The 18354-nt window shown below is 68.2% G+C and carries 16 protein-coding genes; 5 read left to right on the forward strand and 11 right to left on the reverse strand.

Annotated elements, in window-relative coordinates; genetic code table 11:
• The 5 genes from GONAM_RS02865 to GONAM_RS02885 form a co-directional block, all read right to left on the reverse strand.
• Positions 1-831 (reverse strand): cytochrome c biogenesis CcdA family protein, encoded by an 831-nt coding sequence (locus GONAM_RS02865; protein ID WP_006865270.1) that lies wholly within the window; start codon positions 829-831, stop codon positions 1-3.
• Complete coding sequence (locus GONAM_RS02870) at positions 831-1424, reverse strand: TlpA family protein disulfide reductase (RefSeq protein ID WP_006865271.1); 594 nt, start codon at positions 1422-1424, stop codon at positions 831-833. The genes GONAM_RS02865 and GONAM_RS02870 overlap by 1 nt, the downstream gene beginning before the upstream one ends.
• A 19-nt stretch (positions 1425-1443) precedes the next feature.
• Positions 1444-2070: a histidine phosphatase family protein gene (locus GONAM_RS02875; protein ID WP_006865272.1), complete on the reverse strand. Its 627-nt coding sequence runs from the start codon at positions 2068-2070 to the stop codon at positions 1444-1446.
• The gene (gene hemL, locus GONAM_RS02880; RefSeq protein ID WP_006865273.1) at positions 2070-3419 is read right to left on the reverse strand and encodes a glutamate-1-semialdehyde 2,1-aminomutase; all 1350 of its coding nucleotides are present in this window, start codon (positions 3417-3419) and stop codon (positions 2070-2072) included. Before hemL ends, GONAM_RS02875 begins: the two co-directional genes overlap by 1 nt.
• 97 nt (positions 3420-3516) lie before the next feature.
• Positions 3517-4431, reverse strand: coding sequence for an SGNH/GDSL hydrolase family protein (locus tag GONAM_RS02885; protein ID WP_439644540.1), 915 nt, complete (start codon positions 4429-4431; stop codon positions 3517-3519).
• A gap of 115 nt (positions 4432-4546) precedes the next feature.
• Between GONAM_RS02885 and GONAM_RS02890 the strand changes: the two genes are divergently transcribed.
• Together GONAM_RS02890 and GONAM_RS02895 are read left to right on the forward strand one after the other, a co-directional pair.
• The gene (locus tag GONAM_RS02890) at positions 4547-6031 is read left to right on the forward strand and encodes an NAD-dependent succinate-semialdehyde dehydrogenase (protein ID WP_006865275.1); all 1485 of its coding nucleotides are present in this window, start codon (positions 4547-4549) and stop codon (positions 6029-6031) included.
• A gap of 126 nt (positions 6032-6157) precedes the next feature.
• The gene (locus tag GONAM_RS02895; protein ID WP_040535195.1) at positions 6158-6760 is read left to right on the forward strand and encodes a YdcF family protein; all 603 of its coding nucleotides are present in this window, start codon (positions 6158-6160) and stop codon (positions 6758-6760) included.
• Positions 6761-6879: 119 nt separating this feature from the next.
• Here GONAM_RS02895 and GONAM_RS02900 read toward each other — a convergent pair whose 3' ends face one another.
• A complete protein-coding gene (locus tag GONAM_RS02900; RefSeq protein WP_006865277.1) occupies positions 6880-7818 on the reverse strand; it encodes an AraC family transcriptional regulator in 939 nt (312 codons plus the stop codon).
• Between the two features lie 247 nt (positions 7819-8065).
• On the opposite strand from GONAM_RS02900, the gene GONAM_RS02905 reads away from it, so the two are divergent.
• A complete protein-coding gene (locus GONAM_RS02905) occupies positions 8066-9277 on the forward strand; it encodes a cytochrome P450 (protein WP_006865278.1) in 1212 nt (403 codons plus the stop codon).
• A gap of 2 nt (positions 9278-9279) precedes the next feature.
• A complete protein-coding gene (locus GONAM_RS02910; RefSeq protein WP_006865279.1) occupies positions 9280-10302 on the forward strand; it encodes a 2Fe-2S iron-sulfur cluster-binding protein in 1023 nt (340 codons plus the stop codon).
• Positions 10303-10416: 114 nt separating this feature from the next.
• On the opposite strand, the gene GONAM_RS02915 is transcribed toward GONAM_RS02910, so the two are convergent.
• From GONAM_RS02915 to GONAM_RS02935, 5 genes are all read right to left on the reverse strand, one after another.
• Positions 10417-11919 carry an SIR2 family protein gene (locus tag GONAM_RS02915; protein ID WP_006865280.1) on the reverse strand — a complete coding sequence of 501 codons (1503 nt, stop codon included), beginning with the start codon at positions 11917-11919 and terminating at the stop codon, positions 10417-10419.
• A gap of 176 nt (positions 11920-12095) precedes the next feature.
• Entirely contained in the window at positions 12096-13259 is a 1164-nt protein-coding gene (locus tag GONAM_RS02920; protein WP_006865281.1) for an acyl-CoA dehydrogenase, read from the reverse strand.
• A 159-nt stretch (positions 13260-13418) separates the two neighbouring features.
• On the reverse strand, positions 13419-14114 hold the full coding sequence (locus tag GONAM_RS02925; RefSeq protein ID WP_006865282.1) for a TetR family transcriptional regulator: 696 nt from the start codon (positions 14112-14114) through the stop codon (positions 13419-13421).
• A 47-nt stretch (positions 14115-14161) separates the two neighbouring features.
• Positions 14162-14371 (reverse strand): hypothetical protein, encoded by a 210-nt coding sequence (locus GONAM_RS02930; protein WP_006865283.1) that lies wholly within the window; start codon positions 14369-14371, stop codon positions 14162-14164.
• Positions 14349-16028, reverse strand: coding sequence for an AMP-binding protein (locus GONAM_RS02935; RefSeq protein ID WP_006865284.1), 1680 nt, complete (start codon positions 16026-16028; stop codon positions 14349-14351). The genes GONAM_RS02930 and GONAM_RS02935 overlap by 23 nt, the downstream gene beginning before the upstream one ends.
• 218 nt (positions 16029-16246) lie before the next feature.
• On the opposite strand from GONAM_RS02935, the gene GONAM_RS02940 reads away from it, so the two are divergent.
• Positions 16247-18298 carry an acyl-CoA dehydrogenase family protein gene (locus GONAM_RS02940; protein WP_006865285.1) on the forward strand — a complete coding sequence of 684 codons (2052 nt, stop codon included), beginning with the start codon at positions 16247-16249 and terminating at the stop codon, positions 18296-18298.
• Positions 18299-18354: the final 56 nt, after the last annotated feature.

An 18354-nucleotide genomic window follows, 5' to 3' on the forward strand; every position in this document is an offset into this window, starting at 1 on the left:
TCAGATCGGTAGTTCGGTGTCGGTGACGAAGTGGACCTGGACCCACACGATGAACTGGTCCCACCAGCCGGTCAGCAGTGCGACGCCCACCCCGATGAGGAGGACGCCGCCGACGACCTGGATGGTGCGGGCGTTCCGGCGCAGCCAGCCGAGGCTGCGCAGCGCCCATGCCGAGGAGAACGCCAGCACGACGAACGGCAGGCCGAGGCCCAGGCAGTAGGCGACGATCAGGGTCACACCCTTGGCCGCGGTCGCACCCTCGGTGCCGCTGACCGTCGCGATGACCGAGGCCAGGGTCGGCCCGAGGCACGGCGTCCAGCCGAGTGCGAAGACCGCGCCGAGGAGCGGGGCGCCGACGATGTTGGAGACGCGCACCGGCTCGAACCGGACCTCACGCTGCAGGGCCGGAATCAGGCCGATGAACACCAGACCCATCGCGATGGTGACCACGCCGCCGATGCGTTGCAGCAGTTCACGATTCAGGACGAAGGTACTGGTGACGCCGAGGACCGTCGCGGTGGCCGCGACGAAGACGACGGTGAAACCGAGGACGAACAGACCGGCGGCGAGCGCGACGCGCGAGCGGCCGCTCTTGGCGCCCTCCCCCACCTTCACCGCGGGCGCCTCGGCGCCGACGAGTCCCGCGAGGTACGAGAGATAACCGGGGACGAGCGGGACCACGCACGGCGACGCGAACGAGACCAGACCGGCCAGCAGACATGCCGCCAGGGCGAGCAGAAGCGGTCCGGAGGTCACCGTCTCGGCGAAGGTGTCGCCGATCGACGAGGCGAGGACCGTCGTCGTCAGGTCGGCCGTGGTGGGTTCGGACATCAGGCGGCGCCCGTGGGTTCCGCGGCGACCCGCTTGACGACCTCGTCGAGTTCCTTGTCGGAGACGGCCTTCAGGAAGACCGCGGCCGGCCGGTGCTGCCGGTCGAGGACGATCGTCGTCGGGACCACCGACGTCGGGGTGGTCAGCGCCGCCAGGGACAGGCCCGGGAAGTCGTAGATCGACGGGAACCCGACGTTGCGGTCGATCACGAAGTCCTTCGCGGAATTCCGGTCGTCGCGCAGGTTGATGCCCAGGAACTCGACGCCGTCGTCGCGGTTGGCCTCGTAGACGCGCTCGAGGTCGTCGGCCTCACCGCGGCAGGGTCCGCACCACGAACCCCAGACGTTGATGACCACGACCTTGTCCGCGAACCGGGGGTCTGACAACGACAGCGGCTGACCGCTGACGAGGTCCTCGCCCTCGAGGCCGGCGATCGGCTTGCGGTCGGCCGGCTGGTAGGTGATGACCGTCTGCCCGCCGGGTGAGACGAACTGGAAGGTGTTCCCCTGCGCAACCGCGTCGTCACCCGTGCTGCAGCCGCTGATCAGCAGGATCAGGGCCGACAGCACTGCCGGCAGGAGGAACTTGCGCACTACGTCTCGACCTCTGGCTTCACGCACCGGTGGCCAGCGGGTCGGAGGCACCGGCCGGCTCGGAGTAGATGATGTCGACGAGGGCGTCGTCGTCGTAGATGAGACTGGTCAACGAGGCCAGCGAACACTGCCGCCGACGCGGGTCGTGCCAGAGGCGCTGACCTTCGAGGAAACGACGCAGCGTGTAGACGGGCAGCTGGTGGCTGACGCACACGGCCTCGTGGCCGCGGGCGGCGTCGCGCGCCTTGTTTGCAGCGGCCAGCATGCGGTGCGCCAGCTGGATGTACGGCTCACCCCACGACGGGGTGAACGGGTCACGCAGCTTGGGCCAGTGCCGCGGCTTGCTCAGCGCGCCGTCGCCGACGGAGACCTTGAGGCCCTCGAAGACGTTGTCGGCCTCGATGAGGTCGTCGTTGGTCTGGATGGACAGGCCGTGGGCCGCCGCGATCGGGGTCGCGGTCTCCTGCGCGCGCTGCAGCGGCGAGGCGAAGACGGCCTTGACGTCGTGGTCGGCGAGGGCGTCGGCGACCGTCTGTGCCTGCGAACGGCCGGTGCCGGAGAGCCGGAAACCGGGGAGGCGACCGTAGAGGATGCCCTCCGGGTTGTCGACCTCTCCGTGGCGCATCATGTGGACGATCGTGTGCATCAGGCGTTGTCCCCCGGGGTGGCTGCGGTAGCGGCTGCCTGCGCTGCCGCGGGCAGCGCGTCGGCGATCTGCGAGAAAGCATCCTCGTCGAGTGCGGCGGACACAAACCACGCCTCGAAGGCACTCGGCGGTGCATACACGCCACGTTCGAGCAGGGCGTGGAAGAACGGGGCGAATCGCCAGGTCTCGGTGGCGTTCACACCCGCGTAGTCGAAGACCGGGATCTCTGGGGCGGTTGTGAAGAACACACTCAGCAGGTTGCCCGCCTTCTGCACGCGATGGCCCACTCCGGCAGCGGTGAGCGCGTCGGTGAGCAGGCCGGCGAGACGGTCGGCGTTCGCGTCGAGCTTGTTGTAGACCTCGTGGTCGGCGTTGCGCAGGGTCGCCAGGCCGGCGGCCACCGCGACGGGGTTCCCCGACAGGGTGCCCGCCTGGTAGACCGGGCCGGTCGGCGCGAGGCGCTCCATGACGTCGGCGCGACCGCCGAAGGCCGCGGCGGGTAGACCGCCGCTCATGACCTTGCCGAAGGTGTAGAGGTCGCCCGCGACACCTTCGAGGCCGTACCAGCCGCTCGGGCTCACGCGGAAGCCCGTCATGACCTCGTCCATGATCAGCAGCGCGCCGTGACGGCGGGTGATCTCACGGAGACCGGCGTTGAAGCCCTCGACCGGGGCGATGGCGCCCATGTTGCCGGCGGCGGCCTCGGTGATGACCGCGGCGATGTCGTCGCCGTGCTCGGCGAACGCCTTCCCGACTGCCTCGAGGTCGTTGTACGGGAGAACCAGGGTGTCGTGCGCCGACGCACCGGTGACGCCGGGGCTCGTCGGCAGCCCGAGCGTCGCCAGACCCGAACCGGCTGCGGCGAGCAGGGCGTCGACGTGACCGTGGTAGCAGCCGGCGAACTTGATGATCTTGGAACGGCCGGTGAAGCCGCGGGCGAGGCGGATCGCCGACATGGTGGCCTCGGTACCCGAATTCACCAGGCGCACACGCTGGACCGGGTCGACGCGGCCGATGATCTCCTCGGCCAGTTCGATCTCGGGTTCGGTGGGCGCACCGAACGACAGGCCACTGGTCGCGGCGCGCTGCACGGCGTCGACGACGGCCGGATGCGCGTGGCCGAGGATCATCGGGCCCCACGAGCTGACGAGGTCGACGTAGGTGTTGCCGTCGGCGTCGGTCAGGCGGCAACCCTGGGCGCTGGAGATGAAGCGCGGGGTCCCGCCGACCGCGGAGAACGCGCGGACCGGAGAGTTGACGCCACCCGGGATGGCCTGAGCGGCGCGGGCGAACAGCGCGGCGGAGTTGTCGGAATGCTCGACGATGGGGCCGTCAACGGAAGGGGTCACGGCCTACAGTGTTCCAAATGGCACCGGGTGACCCAAATCGCCGCTGGTGAGAGGGTGCTCCGGGTCACCCGAGGGGGTCAGACCCGCGCGAAAGCGATCAGTTCGCGAGGGCCTTGCGGACCTGTTCGGCAATGGCCTCCTGGCCCCGTTCGTTCGGGTGGACGCGGGCGGGCCCCTGCGCGGTCATCGGTTCGATCCACCGCTGTGGTCCGGCGCAGGCGTCATGCCCGACCGAGGCCGGCAGCATGTCGACGAACCGGACCCCTTCGTCGGCGGCGGCGCGTCGGCCGAAGTCGTTGAGCGACGTCTGGAGGTCACGGATCATCGGGACGTCGCCGACGGCGAGCTTCATCTCCGGGTAGCAGCCCACGGTCGGCGGCATCAGCCACGGATAGCCGACGAGGAGCACCTTCGCGTCCGGCGCCTTGGCCTTCACGTCGCGCAGCGCCTCACGGATCGCCGGGTAGATGTCGGTGGCGACCGGTTCGATCAGAGAGCGTCCGTAGCGGTCGGTGCACGGCGAGCCGAGCGGATCGGTGTCCGCGGCGCGACTGCACAGCTCGATGGTCCGCCCGTAGGTCTCCTTGTCGTTGCCGCCGATCATCACGGTCACGACGTCGGCGTCCGCGGTCACGGCGTCGAGCTGCGGCGGCACCCCCTCGTGCTGCGCCTTCCGGAAGTCGGCGGTCTCGGCGCCACCGCAGCTGACGTCGGTCAACGCGAAGTCCTCCTCCGCGGCGACGATGTGCGCGAAGTTCCTCGACGAGCGCAGGCACAGGATCGGCGAGTCCTCCACCAGCGGTTGCACGCCGGTGCCCGCGCTGAAGCTGTCGCCGAGATTGACGTACTCGGTGCGGTCCTCGGCCTGCGTGGCGGCTGGGGTCGATTCGGTGGTGGTGCTGCCCGCGGCGTCGTCGTTCGAGCATCCGGTGGCGAGGGTCGCGGCCACCGCGAGCAGCCCGAGACCGCGTAGGACTGCGTCGGGCCACCGGCTGCTGTTGTGTACGTCCACCAAGCCATCGTGCGTCCGCGCGAAGGCGGTCGGCAACCACCTCTCCGGCCGGTAGCGTTGAAAACGGCGTGCGAACGCCCAGGCTGCACCCGACCGGACGAGGATGTGAGACGGCATGAGCTCCAGCGATGTCAGTGACAGGGATGTGCTCGACCCCCAGGCGGTTCTCGACGGGGTGCCGACCGGCCTCTGGATCAACGGGCGTTCGACGCCGGCCGCCGACGGCGCCACCTTCGAGGTGTACGACCCGGCCACCGAGGAGTCGCTGACATCGGTCGCCGACGCCGGGGTCGCCGACGCCCGCTCCGCGCTCGACCACGCGGTCGCCGTATCCGACGAATGGGCCGCGACGCCCGCCCGCGAACGCGGCGAGATCCTGCGTCGCACCTTCGAGTTGCTCACCGACCGCGCCGACGACATCGCCCTGCTGATGACGCTCGAACTCGGCCGCGCACTCCCCGACAGCCGCGCGGAGACCAAGTACGGCAACGAGTTCCTGCGCTGGTTCGCCGAGGAGGCGGTCCGCATCGGCGGCCGCTTCACGCAGGCCCCCGCGGGCAACGGACGGATTCTCGTCGCCCATCAACCCGTTGGCCCGTGCCTGGCGATCACGCCGTGGAACTTCCCGCTGGCGATGGGAACGCGCAAGATCGCGCCGGCGCTGGCTGCCGGCAACGTCATGATCGTGAAGCCGCCGCGGGAGACGCCGCTGACGATGCTGGCGCTGGCCGAGGCGTTCGCCGAGGCGGGGCTGCCGCCCGGCGTGCTGTCGGTGCTGCCGACGAGTTCGAGCGGCGAGGTGTCGACCGCTCTGATCACCGACGACCGGATTCGCAAGATCAGCTTCACCGGGTCGACCCCGGTCGGCCGCAACCTGCTGGGTCAGGCCGCCGAACGCGTGCAGCGCACGTCGATGGAACTCGGCGGCAACGCCCCGTTCCTGGTCTTCGACGACGCCGACGTCGACGCCGCGGTCGAGGGTGCCTTCGCGGCCAAGATGCGCAACGGTGGCGAGGCCTGCACCGCGGCCAACCGTTTCCTCGTGCAATCGGGTGTCGCCGAGGAGTTCACCGCCAAGCTGGTGGAGAAGATGTCCGGCGTCGTGATGGGACCGGGCTACAAGGACGGCGTGACCCTCGGGCCGCTGGTCAACGCCGATCAGCGGGACAAGGTCGCAGATGCCGTCGAGCAGGCCGTGAGCGACGGCGCGCGACTGCGACTCGGCGGTGAACGCCCCGAAGGTCGTGGATTCTTCTACCCGGCAACGGTTCTCGACAACGTCGACCCGTATGCCCCGGTCACCCGCGAGGAGATCTTCGGTCCGGTCGCGGTGATCAGCACCTTCGACGCCGAGGACGACGCCATCGCCGCCGCGAACTCCACCGAGTACGGCCTGGCCGCATACTTCTACAGCCGCGACCTGGAACGCTGCATGCGCGTCGCGAGCCGCCTCGACTCGGGCATGGTCGGGGTGAACCGCGGCGTGATCTCCGACGCAGCAGCACCATTCGGCGGGATCAAGCAGTCCGGCATCGGCCGCGAAGGCGGCATCGAGGGAATCGACGAATACCTCTCGGTGAAGTACATCGCGCTCACCTGATCCCGCGCGACCTGGCGGTCCAGCGGTCGTTCGACGCCGATTTGCTCTGTTACGTATGTGACTGGTGATGCAGATGTTATCGGGTCGAAACCTGCACGGCCGTGCTCATCCGTACACTCCGAGGGCATGCGTCTGAGAAGAATGATGCCCGCGATCGCCGTCGCCGCGGCGGTGACGATGACCGGTGTCGCCGTCACCACCACTGGGGACACGAGCACTGCGAAGATCGAATCAGCCGCCACCAGTTTGGATTTCGGCAGCGTCGACTTCGGCAGCTCCGAATTGGGCACGCCGAACAGTGTGTTCCTGTGGGAGAACCCGGCAGCCCGCTACATCGTCGTCCTGGGTGCGAAGTTCGGCCAGTTCGGGCAGACCCCGCAGATCATGACCCAGCGGCTCAACGTCGCCGCCAAGCTGGCCAAGCAACACCCGTTCAACCGCGTCATCGTCTCCGGGGGCGACACCCATTGGCTGCCGATCACCGAGGCCCAGTTCATGAACCTCGGCCTGATCCGCCGCGGAATCCCCATGTGGCAGATGGTCAACGAGGGCGCCTCCACCTCGACCGTGCAGAACGCCCAGAACACCGTGCGCATGCTCAAGGGCATGGGCGCCTCCGGCGCGCTCATCGTCACCAACGGCTTCCACATGGAACGCGCCATGAAGAACTTCCGCGACGCCGCCAAGGCCCAGAATGCCCGGCTCACGTTCCGGGCGGCGTACGCATAACACTTCCCCTCAGAGGCGGTCCCCCTCCCGCCCACCCGTTTCCCTCCCGCTTACCGGATCTGGTAAGCGGGAGGGAAATGGCCACCGCGGGAACGAGACCCGACGGGCAGCGGAACAGCTCACCGTCGGCGATGCTCCGAGGGTGAGATCCCATACCTCTTCCGGTAGGCGGCCGCGAACCGGCTCGGGCTGGAAAACCCCCACCGCGCAGCAACTTCGGCAACGGTACCGGCGTCATCGGACGAGGTCAGGTCGGCCCGCGCCCGACTCAGACGGATGTCGCGCAGCGTCTCGGTGGGCGTGGCGCCGACGTGCTCGGCGAAACCCTCCTGCAGTCGTCGTAGGCTCGACCCACCGATCTCGGCCATGTCGGCCAGACGCCAGTCGCGAGCAGGATCGTCGTGCAGGGCATCGAGCACGCGCTTCACCATGCGCGGCCGCAGGCCTGTGCCGGCCTCTCCGGGCGACACCGCGAGGATGAAGGCGCTGCTGACCGCACTCGCGAGTTGCGGCCCGACCAGCGGGTTGGCAAGCAGGTCAGCCGGTTCCCGCAGTTGCGCCGAGAGTGCGCGGACGAGCGCGAACCACGATTGCTCGTCGTGCCCGCTGAGGTCGAGCTGGTGCGGGAGCAGCAACTGCGACCGCAGCGGTGCCGCGCGGACGCGGTCGGCTTCACGTTCGAGGTACTCGGCGTCGAACTTCACCCCGACGACCTGACAGTCACCGGACCACCGGGTGATGACCGACGGCCGATCGGCGGTGAACACCGTGGCCTGGCCGGCCTCCGACGTCGTATGGACCGACCCGGCTCGTGACTCCAGGACACCGCTCACGGGGATGTTGATCTCGTAGGCGTCGGGGTAGTCGCAGGCGATGGAGACGTCGGTCCCCCAGTTCAGCCGACCGATCGTGACCGGCCCCAGGTCGACGGTCTGCAGGTTCAGTTCGAGTTGATCCGGGGACGACAGCGCGGTCAGCTCATGCGGGAAGTACACCTGCTCGACTGCCCGATGAGCCGCCTCCCAGTCGCTGATCCTGGTGGTCCGCTGCGTCGACATGTCCTCTCGCCCTCCGTCCCCGCTCGAGCGCCCGATCCTGCCGCACCCGGTGCGGCACCTGTGATTCAACCCTGTGCACCAAACCACCCGCCAGAGCGCTCGGAGACCTGCATCACACCGGTCGCGCAATCCGTCTCGTTCCCGCGCATCGCGTATCGCCCCGGGGTCGATCCGTCCCTAACGTCTGCTCTCGCAACTCCCCGGCGACAGCTCGCCGATGAACCATCAACCGAGGTGAGGACGACCGATGACCAGCACCATCTCCTGGATCGACGACATCACGATGACCGAACTCGAGCGCAATCCGTACCCGGTCTACGAGCGGTTGCGCGCAGAGGCTCCGCTGGCTTACGTGCCGGTGCTTGGGTCCTACGTCGCAACCACGGCCGAGATCTGCCGCGCCATCGCGACCAGCCCCGACTTCGAAGCCGTCATCACCAAGGCAGGTGGACGCACCTTCGGTCACCCCGCGGTCATCGGAGTGAACGGGCCGGTTCACGACGATCTCCGGTCGATGGTCGATCCCGCCCTGCAGCCGCAGGAGGTCGACCGCTGGATCGACGATCTGGTCCGTCCGATCGCGCGCCGCTACCTGAGCGACTTCGAGGACACCGGCCGGGCCGAACTCATCGCCCAGTACTGCGAGCCGGTCAGTGTCCGCGCTCTCGGCGACCTCCTCGGCCTCCAGACGGTCAGCTCGGACAAGTTGCGCGAGTGGTTCCACAAGCTGTCGGTCTCGTTCACCAACGCGGGCGTCGACGAGAACGGCGAGTTCACCAACCCCGAGGGCTTCGTCGAGGCCGACGCCGCCAAGGAGGAGATCCGCTCCATCGTCGACCCGCTGATCGACAACTGGCTCGTCAACCCCGACGACAGCGCGATCTCCCACTGGCTGCACGACGGTATGCCCGAGGGGCAGACCCGCGACCGCGAGTACATCTACCCGACCCTCTACGTCTACCTGCTCGGCGCGATGCAGGAGCCCGGACATGCGATGGGCTCGACGCTCGTCGGGCTGTTCACGCGACCGGACCAACTCGAGCAGGTCATCGACGAACCCGCCCTGATCCCCCGCGCCATCTCGGAGGGCATGCGCTGGACCTCACCGATCTGGTCGGCGACCGCACGCATCAGCACCAAGGCCGTGGAGGTGGCCGGCGTCGAGCTCCCGGAGGGCTCGGTGGTGCTGATGTCCTACGGCTCGGCCAACCACGACCACTCCGTGTACGACGCCCCGTCTGAGTTCGACCTCACCCGGCCCCCGCTGCCGCACCTGGCGTTCGGCGCCGGCAACCACGCGTGTGCCGGCATCTACTTCGCCAATCAGGTCTGCCGGATCGGACTCGAGGAACTGCTGGAGGCGATCCCGAACCTCGAACGCGACACCGGCTCCGACGTCGAGTTCTGGGGTTGGGGCTTCCGCGGACCGACGTCGCTGCACACCACCTGGGAGGTGTGACCATGGCGAGTGCGGAGACGTTCACGATCAGCACCGGGAAGTCCTCGGTGTCGTGCGGACCGGATCAGAAGATGCTCGACGCGTTCCTGCGCAACGGAGTGTGGGTCCCGAACTCGTGCAACCAGGGAACGTGCGGCACCTGCAAGGTCCGCGTCGTACGCGGAACCGCCGACCATCCGCCGGCCCCGGATTCCGTGCTCTCGGTCGCCGAGCAGGAACAGGGTTTCGTGTTGTCCTGTCAGACCACGCCCTCTTCCGACGTGGTCATCGACCCGCCCGCCGAGAACCCGGATTCACCGGGGCATGTGCTCCGCGACATCGCCGGGACCGTTGGTGCCGTCACGGAGATCGCCGCGGACACCGTGTCGGTGACGGTACTTCTCGACGAGCCGCTGGACTTCACGGCCGGCCAGTACGTCGAGCTGGCGGTGCCGGGAACCGCTGAGACACGGCCGTATTCGATGGCGAACCCGCCGAGCGAACCCGACAAGCTGGAGTTCCACATCCGACGCCAGCCCGGCGGGTTGGCGACGGAAGGCTGGATCTTCCAGACCCTGGATGTCGGCGATCCGGTGACGATGTCCGGTCCGTGGGGAGACTTCTGCTTCGAGCCGGACGAATCCGCGGGCCTGATCCTGCTGGCCGGCGGAACCGGCCTGGCGCCACTGAAAGCGATCGCCCGCGCGGCTCTCGCAGCCGACCCCGACCGCGAGATCCACGTCTACCACGGTGTCCGCACCCGGGCCGAGCTCTACGACGTGGACTTCTGGGAAGGACTCGCGGCCGCCCACCCCGGGGTCCGGTACATCCCATGCCTCAGCCGCGAACAATGGTCGGGGCGAACCGGATACGTCGGTGACGCGATGATGGAGGACATCGCCTCGTGCCGGAACCACGCGGCCTACCTCTGCGGACCGCCGGCGATGGTCGAGGCAGGGGTGAAGGCCCTCAAACGCCGCCGCATGTCGCCGCGTCGGATCAGGCGGGAGAAGTACACCCCCGCAGCCGGTCTCGTCCCGGCGTGAGCCGGCACGCCGCCCTTCCCGCGGGACCGCTTCCCTCCCGCGGTGTCCGATTCCTTCCCGCTCGCCAGATCTGCCGAGCGGGAAGGAAACGGTTGCGCGGGAACGAGACCCGGCTCAGTGCCCGCGCAAGTTGCTGAGCGCGCTCTCCAACGGAGCCAGCAGCCCCGACCCCCCGCGCGTGTCTGCGGTCAGCCGGCGCGCGCTGGCGACGACCTCGCGGTCCCGCTCGTCGAGCAGTCCGTCGAACCGTTCGTCCAGAAGCCAGCGCGCGTCCGTCGCCGCGAAAGCGGCCACCGCGTCGAGGAACATCTCCATCCGACGGACACGGTCTTCACGTTCTTTACCCTCACAGACGAACCAGCGGAACTGATCCTTCCAGAGGTGTTGTCGCGCTTCGACGCCGGAGGTGTCGACGAATGTGCCCCGGATGGACTTCACCTTGCTTTTCTGCAGGTATTCGTCCACCTCCATCGCGAGGCGGATCACGTTTCCGTCGGACAGTGAAGCCCCGATGATGAGGACGTGCTTGGTCAACAGCAGCGCTTGCAGCAAGGAGCCGGCCGGTCGGGACTTGGCGTCGAACAATACGAAGTCCCGTCGTGTGAGCACGATGCTCGGCGACCGGTCGATGTCGCCATGCAGCTTCAGCAGCCACGGACGTTCCGCGTCGACGGCCTCCCACGGCAGGATCGTCGGACGCCGACGGCGGGTCGCCTCCACCGCCTTCTCGTAGAGGTCGTCGTAGTTGGTGGTGACAGCTTCGCGACAACCCATCCCGGCCAGCAGGGCGTGCGCGAGCGCCACCTTCTGCTTCCTGCCGATGATCTCGATGACGGCGTCGTTCAGCTTCTCAGCGCCGCCGAGTGCCGAAGCCAGATACTCCGCCTGGTCGAGTGCGTCGAGCTCCCCGAAGTCCTTGGGCAACTCGCCGCCGACTCGCTTGCCGAGCTCGGCGATCAACGTGTCCCAGCTCGGCAGTCCGGCCGCCATGCTGACGCCCGCGCCGAGGAACAGCGCCAAGTGGCCGTTGGCCGCCAGCCCGCCGAGTCGACGCGCCTCGGCCATCTCGGCGTCGTCGAGTTCCCAGTGCTTCGACCCCTTCGCCTCCAGGTTCCGGCGAACATGCTGCGCGGCACTGAAGACGGCCGGGTCGGGCGTGACGAGAAGGATGTCGAGCCCGAGTGCCTGAGCCTCGGCCCGGAGGGTGTCGAGCAGTGCCCCGAGGATTGCCCCTCGACGTTCGCCGAGTCCGCCGCGACCGATCCCCAGGACCGGCAGTGCGACGCGTCGGAGGGCGCGGCCGGCGAGCTTCTCGACGTCCGAGGAAGCGATATCCCTGAGAGTCTCCCGAAGTCTGCGGACGAGTTCGTCGTCGGTGAGCAGCTGCGCGTCGGCGACACTGAGGAACCACACGGGCTCGCCGGTTGCGCTGCGCCCGAACGGCGGCCGGGGCCAGTCCGCAGGTCGCGCGCGAACGGTGTCCCCGGCGACCGACGACCAGTGCGATTCGACGACGAACGCAGAGTCTGTTGGGACGATGACGACGTCGAAATCGAAGTTCTCGATCACGCCGTGTAGGACGAACAGATGCCCGGGGGCAGAGGGATTCTCAGACACGAGAAGACTCTAGAACGCCTCGGACAGCTGCCTTTCCCGCGGGACCGCTTCCCTCCCGCGGTGTCGGCTTCCTTCCCGCTTGCCAGATCTGCCGAGCGGGAAGGAAACGCACGAGCGGGAACGAAAACGCCCCGCCGGCGCAGGCCGGCGGGGCGATCCAGTTGAGCCAGAGGCGATCAGCGAAGCAGCGCGCGGCTCATGACGACGCGCTGGATCTGGTTGGTGCCTTCGTAGATCTGGGTGATCTTGGCGTCGCGCATCATGCGCTCGACCGGGAAGTCGCGGGTGTAGCCGGCGCCGCCGAAGAGCTGGACGGCGTCGGTGGTGACCTCCATGGCGACGTCGGAGGCGAAGCACTTCGACGCGGAGCTGATGAAGCCGAGGTTCTTCTCGCCACGCTCGGCGCGGGCGGCCGAGGTGTAGACCATGAGGCGAGCGGCCTCGACCTTCATCGCCATGTCGGCGATCATGAACTCGACGCCCTGGAACGAGCTGATCGGCTTGCCGAACTGCTTGCGGTCCTTGACGTATTCGATGGCCTTGTCGAGCGCACCCTGCGCGATGCCGACGGCCTGGGCGCCGATGGTCGGGCGGGTGTGGTCGAGGGTCTGCAGGGCGGTCTTGAAGCCGGTGCCCTCGTCGCCGATGATGCGGTCGAGCGGGATGGTGCAGTCCTCGAAGTACAGCTCCGCGGTGGGCGAACCCTTGATGCCGAGCTTCTTCTCCAGCGGGCCGACGGTGAAGCCGGGGTCGTCCTTGTGGACCATGAACGCGGAGATGCCGTTGGCCTTCTTCTCCGGGTCGGTCACGGCCATGACGGTGTACCAGGTCGACTTGCCGCCGTTGGTGATCCAGCACTTGGAGCCGTTGAGGACCCAGTTGTTGCCGTCCTTGCGGGCGCGGGTCTTCATGCCGGCGGCGTCGGAACCGGCCTCGCGCTCGGACAGCGCGTAGGAGGCCATGGCCTCACCGGAGGCGATGCCCGGGAGCACCTGCTGCTTGAGCTCGTCCGAGCCGTTGAGGATCAGGCCCATCGTGCCGAGCTTGTTGACGGCCGGGATCAGCGACGCCGAGGCGTCCACGCGGGCCACTTCCTCGATGACGATGCAGGCCGCGATCGAGTCGCCGCCCTGGCCACCGAACTGCTCGGGGACGTGGATGGCGTTGAAGCCCGACGCGTTGAGGGCGTTCAGCGCCTCCTCCGGGAAACGCGAGTTCTCGTCGACGTCAGCCGCGTGCGGCTCGATCTCCTTCTCGGAGAGCGCGCGGATGGCCTCGCGCAGGGCGACGTGCTCCTCCGGAAGCTGGAAGACGTCGAAGTCGGGATTTCCGAAACCCATGACAACTCCTCACGGCACGGGGTGCCAAATTGGTGGTTATCTATCAGTGCATCACGGCACTCAGTGCCATGTCAACGCACCACAGCACCGGAGGAATGCGACCCACGCCACCGATTGTCCTCGCCGGGTCCGGCGTTGTCCCGAACCTGCCGGTCTCGGTCAGGATTTCCGCAGCTGAGCGGCCACGCGACGGGCGACTTCGTCCGGCGGGGTGCCGGCCGGATAGGTCACCACGGTGACCTGTTGCGCCCCATCGTCGCCGGTCACGGCATCGGGACGGTCGACGTCGGCACCGAGTGCCACCGCCACCCGGGCGAGCTCACGCCGCAGACGATCGAGCGTGGCGTCGGCGTCACCGCGGATCATCTGACGGAGCAGGTAGTTGTGCGTGCCGGTGATCGCCGCGACGTAGGCGACGATGCGGACCGGCGGCTCGTCGGGCAGCCTACGGCGCAGGAACTCTTCGAAGGCGCCCTGGTAGCGGTAGGTGGTGACGAGCTCGCGGTCGCGCAGCGCCGGGACCTCCTGCACCACCTGGGCGCGTCGGACGGCCAGGTCGCGGTCCCGACGGAAGTGGCTGAAGACGACCTCGGCGGCCGCGCACACCGCCGACCACGGGTCGCCGTCGTAGCTCGCCAGGGTCTCGTCGACCTGCGCCAGCAAGGACTCGTGATCGGCGAAGATCACGTCTTCCTTGGACCCGAACTGGCGGAAGAACGTGCGGCGCGACATCCCGGCGGCCGACGCGATCTGCTCGACCGTCGTCGACTCGTAACCGTGCTCGCTGAACAGCCGGATCGACTCGGCGACGACGAGCATGCGGAAGCTCGCGCTGTCGACATCGGCAACTGACATGGGTCAAGTATCACCACATGGGCGCCCTGGCGGGCGCACGACCCGGATCAGTTGTCGACGGTACCGAGGTCCTGACGACCGAACGCGCCCGTGGTCCGCGGCGTCACCTCGACCTGGTCGTCGACCAACATCCCACGACGCGGCCCGAGCCGCGACCGCTTGGCCGCGAGACCACCGGCACTACGGCGCTTGGGATACGGATTCGGTTCCTGCCCTGCATCGCTGGGCGCCGGGTCACTCGGCGCGGGCTTGTTCACGGAGCTCGCCTTTCAGGACCTTGCCGGTGGGGGTGCGCGGCAGATCGTGCGCGAAGACGATGTCGCGCGGCACCTTGTAGCCGGCGAGCAGGCGACGACCGTGCTCGACGAGCTCCTCGGCGGTCAGCGTGGCACCCGGCTGCAACAGGACGTAGGCGCGCGGCCGCTCGCCCCACTTCTCGTCCGCGACACCGATGACCGCGACGTCGAGGACGGCGTCGTGACTCACCAGCGCCTGCTCGACCTCGATGGTCGAGATGTTCTCGCCGCCGGAGATGATGATGTCCTTGGCGCGGTCGCGGAGCTGGATGTAGCCGTCGGGGTGCATTACGCCGAGGTCGCCGGTGTGGAACCAGCCGCCCGCGAACGCCTTTCGGGTTTCCTCCTCGTCACGGAAGTACCCGGCCATCACGTTGTTGCCGCGCAGCACGATCTCGCCCATGGTCTCGCCGTCGGCGGGGACGTCGACCAGCGGAACCTGGTCGGCGACCACGACGCGCGCGGTCTCGGCCTGGACCATGCCGACGCCCTGGCGGGAGAGCTTCGCCGCACGATCGTTGGGTTCCAGTGCGCCCCAAGCATCTTGGTACTCGCAGATGGTGTACGGGCCGTACACCTCGGTGAGGCCGTAGACGTGGACGACGGTCACGCCGATCGCCTCGAGAGAGCCGATCACGGTCGGCGACGGCGGCGCTCCGGCGGTGGTGATGTGCAGCGGGCGGTCGAGTCGGTGCGCACGCGGCGAGCCGACGATGGTGGTGCAGACGGTCGGGGCACCGCACATGTGGGTGACGCCGAGGTCGTCGATCGCGTCCCAGATCGCGTCCGCGCGTACGGCACGTAGGCAGACGTGCGTGGCGCCGGCGTGGGTCACCGCCCACGGCGTGCACCAGCCGTTGCAGTGGAACATCGGCAGCGTCCACAGGTAGCGCGACGACCCGGTGAACTGGTTGTGGAAGGTCTCGCCGAAGGAGTTCAGGTACGCGCCCCGGTGGGTGTACATGACGCCCTTGGGCTTACCGGTGGTTCCCGACGTGTAGTTGATCGAGATGATCGTGTTCTCGTCATCGACCGTCCATGGGATCGGCGTCGGATCGAGGTCCTCGGCCGCGGCCATGTGGTCGTCGTAGGAGACGAGTCCGTCGATGCCGGCGTCGGCGACCGGCCCGGGGGTCACGCCGAATTCGGGATCGGCGATCTCGACGACCGTCTCGACCTCCGGCACCTGGCCGATGATCGCGGACACGGTCTCGCGGAACTCGGCGTCGAAGTAGAGGGCCTTGGCCCCCGAGTGGTCGAGGATGTAGACCAGCTCAGGTCCGGCGAGACGCGAGTTGAGGGCGACGAGGACACCGCCGGCCAGCGGCACCGCGTAGTGCGCGATCAGCATCTCGGGGATGTTCGGGGCCAGGTAGGCCACGCGGTCACCGGGCTTGATCTTCGACGCGAGCACCCGGGCGAGCCGCTGGACGTGGTCGGCGAACTCCGCGTAGGTGTGCCGGCGCTGCCCGTAGAGGATGGCGGCGCGGTCGGGGAACACCGCCGCCGAACGTTCCAGGAAGCGCAGCGGGCTCATCTCGGAGCGGTTGGCCCCGCCCCATTCCGTGGTCGAGGGGCCCGTGCCCGTCGCGGACACATCCTGGGTGGAGACCGACATCGTTCCTCCGTTTTCTCGCGACCGTGTGGCAGGACCGGGAGATTGTGACGGTCCATACGTGCGACGGCGATCCAAGGTACTGATCACATCGAAATGCCTGCACCCTCCAAAGTGGGGGTTCGGTGCCGACACCGTGACCGGATTGGTGCACTCCCCGAGCCCGTAGTAGGCGCCACAAAAGGTGGGACGAAGGCGTGCGCACTACGTACGGTGGATCCATGGCAACTCCCACAGAGAGTCCCACCCCGTCGCAGCACACCCCGATCGCCAAGGAGCCGACCCCCGACGATCCGGTCACTCCTCCCGGCGTCTCCGCCGATGACGACCTGTCGGCCGACGAGCGCGCGCTGCTCGTCGACAACCTCCGGTTCGCCCTCGACGGCCGGTGGCGCGCCACCCGGGAATTCGTCCGCGAGAACTCCAACCGAGCCGACCTGCTCCCCGATCCCTCCCGCACGCTGGAGGAGGCACGCACCCACACCCTCGAGGTGATGCGGGAGCTGGCGTCGCAGGGCTTCGCATCCGCCGGCTTCGCCGCCGATCACGGTGGCACCGGCGACATCGGCTCCTCGATCACCGCGATCGAGATGCTCGGTTACGCCGATCTCTCGCTGATGGTGAAGGCCGGCGTGCAGTGGGGTCTGTTCGGCGGCGCGGTCGAGAACCTCGGCACCAAGCGTCACCACGACAAGTACGTGCCCGGCATCATCAACCTGGACATCCTGGGCTGTTTCGCGATGACCGAGACCGGCCACGGCTCCAATGTGCAGGCCATCGAGACCACCGCCACCTACGACCGCGACGCCCGCGAGTTCGTGATCCACTCCCCCACCCCGTCGTCACGCAAGGACTACATCGGCGGTGCGGCCGAGCACGCCCGATTCGCGGCGGTCTTCGCCCAGCTCATCACCGGCGGACCCGACGAGGAGCCGGAGGGGCGCGGGGTGCACTGCTTCGTCGTGCCGATCCGCGACGAGGACGGCAACGACCTGCCCGGCGTCACCACCAGCGACTGCGGTTACAAGGGTGGTCTCGCCGGCGTCGACAACGGTCGCATCATGTTCGACAACGTGCGCGTTCCCGCGGAGAACCTCCTCAACCGGTACGCCGACGTCGCCGAGGACGGCAGCTACAGCTCGCCGATCGAGAACATCAACCGTCGTTTCTTCACCATGCTCGGCACGCTGATCCGAGGCCGGGTGAGCGTGGCCGCGACGGCGGGTGCCGCGGGTCGCAAGGCACTGACCCTCGCCACCAGGTACGGCCTGATCCGCAAGCAGTTCGAGGCGCCGGAGGCCACCGACGAGATCACGGTGATGGACTACCTCGGACACCAGCGGAAACTGCTCCCGCTCATCGCCAAGTCGTACGCCATCGCGTTCGCACAGAACGAGATCGTGGCCGAGCTGCACGAGGTCCAGTCGTCGGCGCCCGACGACTCCGACGCGGGGCGCCAGCGCCAGCTCGAGGGGCAGGCAGCCGGCCTCAAGGCCTATGCGACCTGGCACGCCTCGCATTCGATCAATGTCAGCCGCGAGGCCTGCGGCGGCGCCGGGTACCTCGACGAGAACCAACTGTCGATCATTCGCGGCGACATCGACGTGTTCACCACCTTCGAAGGTGACAACACGATCATGATGCAGCTCATCGCCAAGGAACTGCTCTCGTCCTACTCCGATGACGTGCAGGGCCTTTCGGCGGGTGGTTGGGTCCGCTTCATCGCGGGGATGGCCCGCGACGTGGTCGCCGAGAAGACCGCCGTCCGGCAGGTGGTGCAGACACTGCTCGACAGCTCCGACGAGGACACCGAGAAGTCCGCACTCACCGACCGCAGTACGCAGATCCGACTCTTCCGCAATCGTGAGGACCACCTCGTCCGCACCTGTGCGCAGCGTCTGCGACGAGCCCTCGACGACGACAACGACGCCTTCGACGTCTTCAACAACGCACAGGACCACCTGCTGAAGGTCGGGCACGCGCACATCGAGCGCGTGGTGCTCGAGGCCTTCGTCGAGGGGATCGAGAACTGCGATTCCCGTTCTGCCGCAGAGCTGTTGGGCAAGGTGTGCGACCTGTTCGTCTACTCCGCCCTCGAAGCCGACCTGTCGTGGTTCATGATGCACCGCCACATCTCGGTGGAGCGGGCCAAGGCGGTCCGGCGCGGCGTCAACGAGTTGTGCCAGGAACTGCGTCCGCACGCACGGTCCCTCGTCGACGCTTTCGGCGTCCCCGAGGAACTGCTCCGCGCACCGATGCTCGTGAACGGCTGACCCCCGAGACGAACTCGATCTGACACTGCGCCCGGCCTGAATCACTCAGGCCGGGC

This window comes from Gordonia namibiensis NBRC 108229 (assembly GCF_000298235.1).
In the GTDB taxonomy this organism is placed as follows: Bacteria; Actinomycetota; Actinomycetes; order Mycobacteriales; family Mycobacteriaceae; genus Gordonia; species Gordonia namibiensis.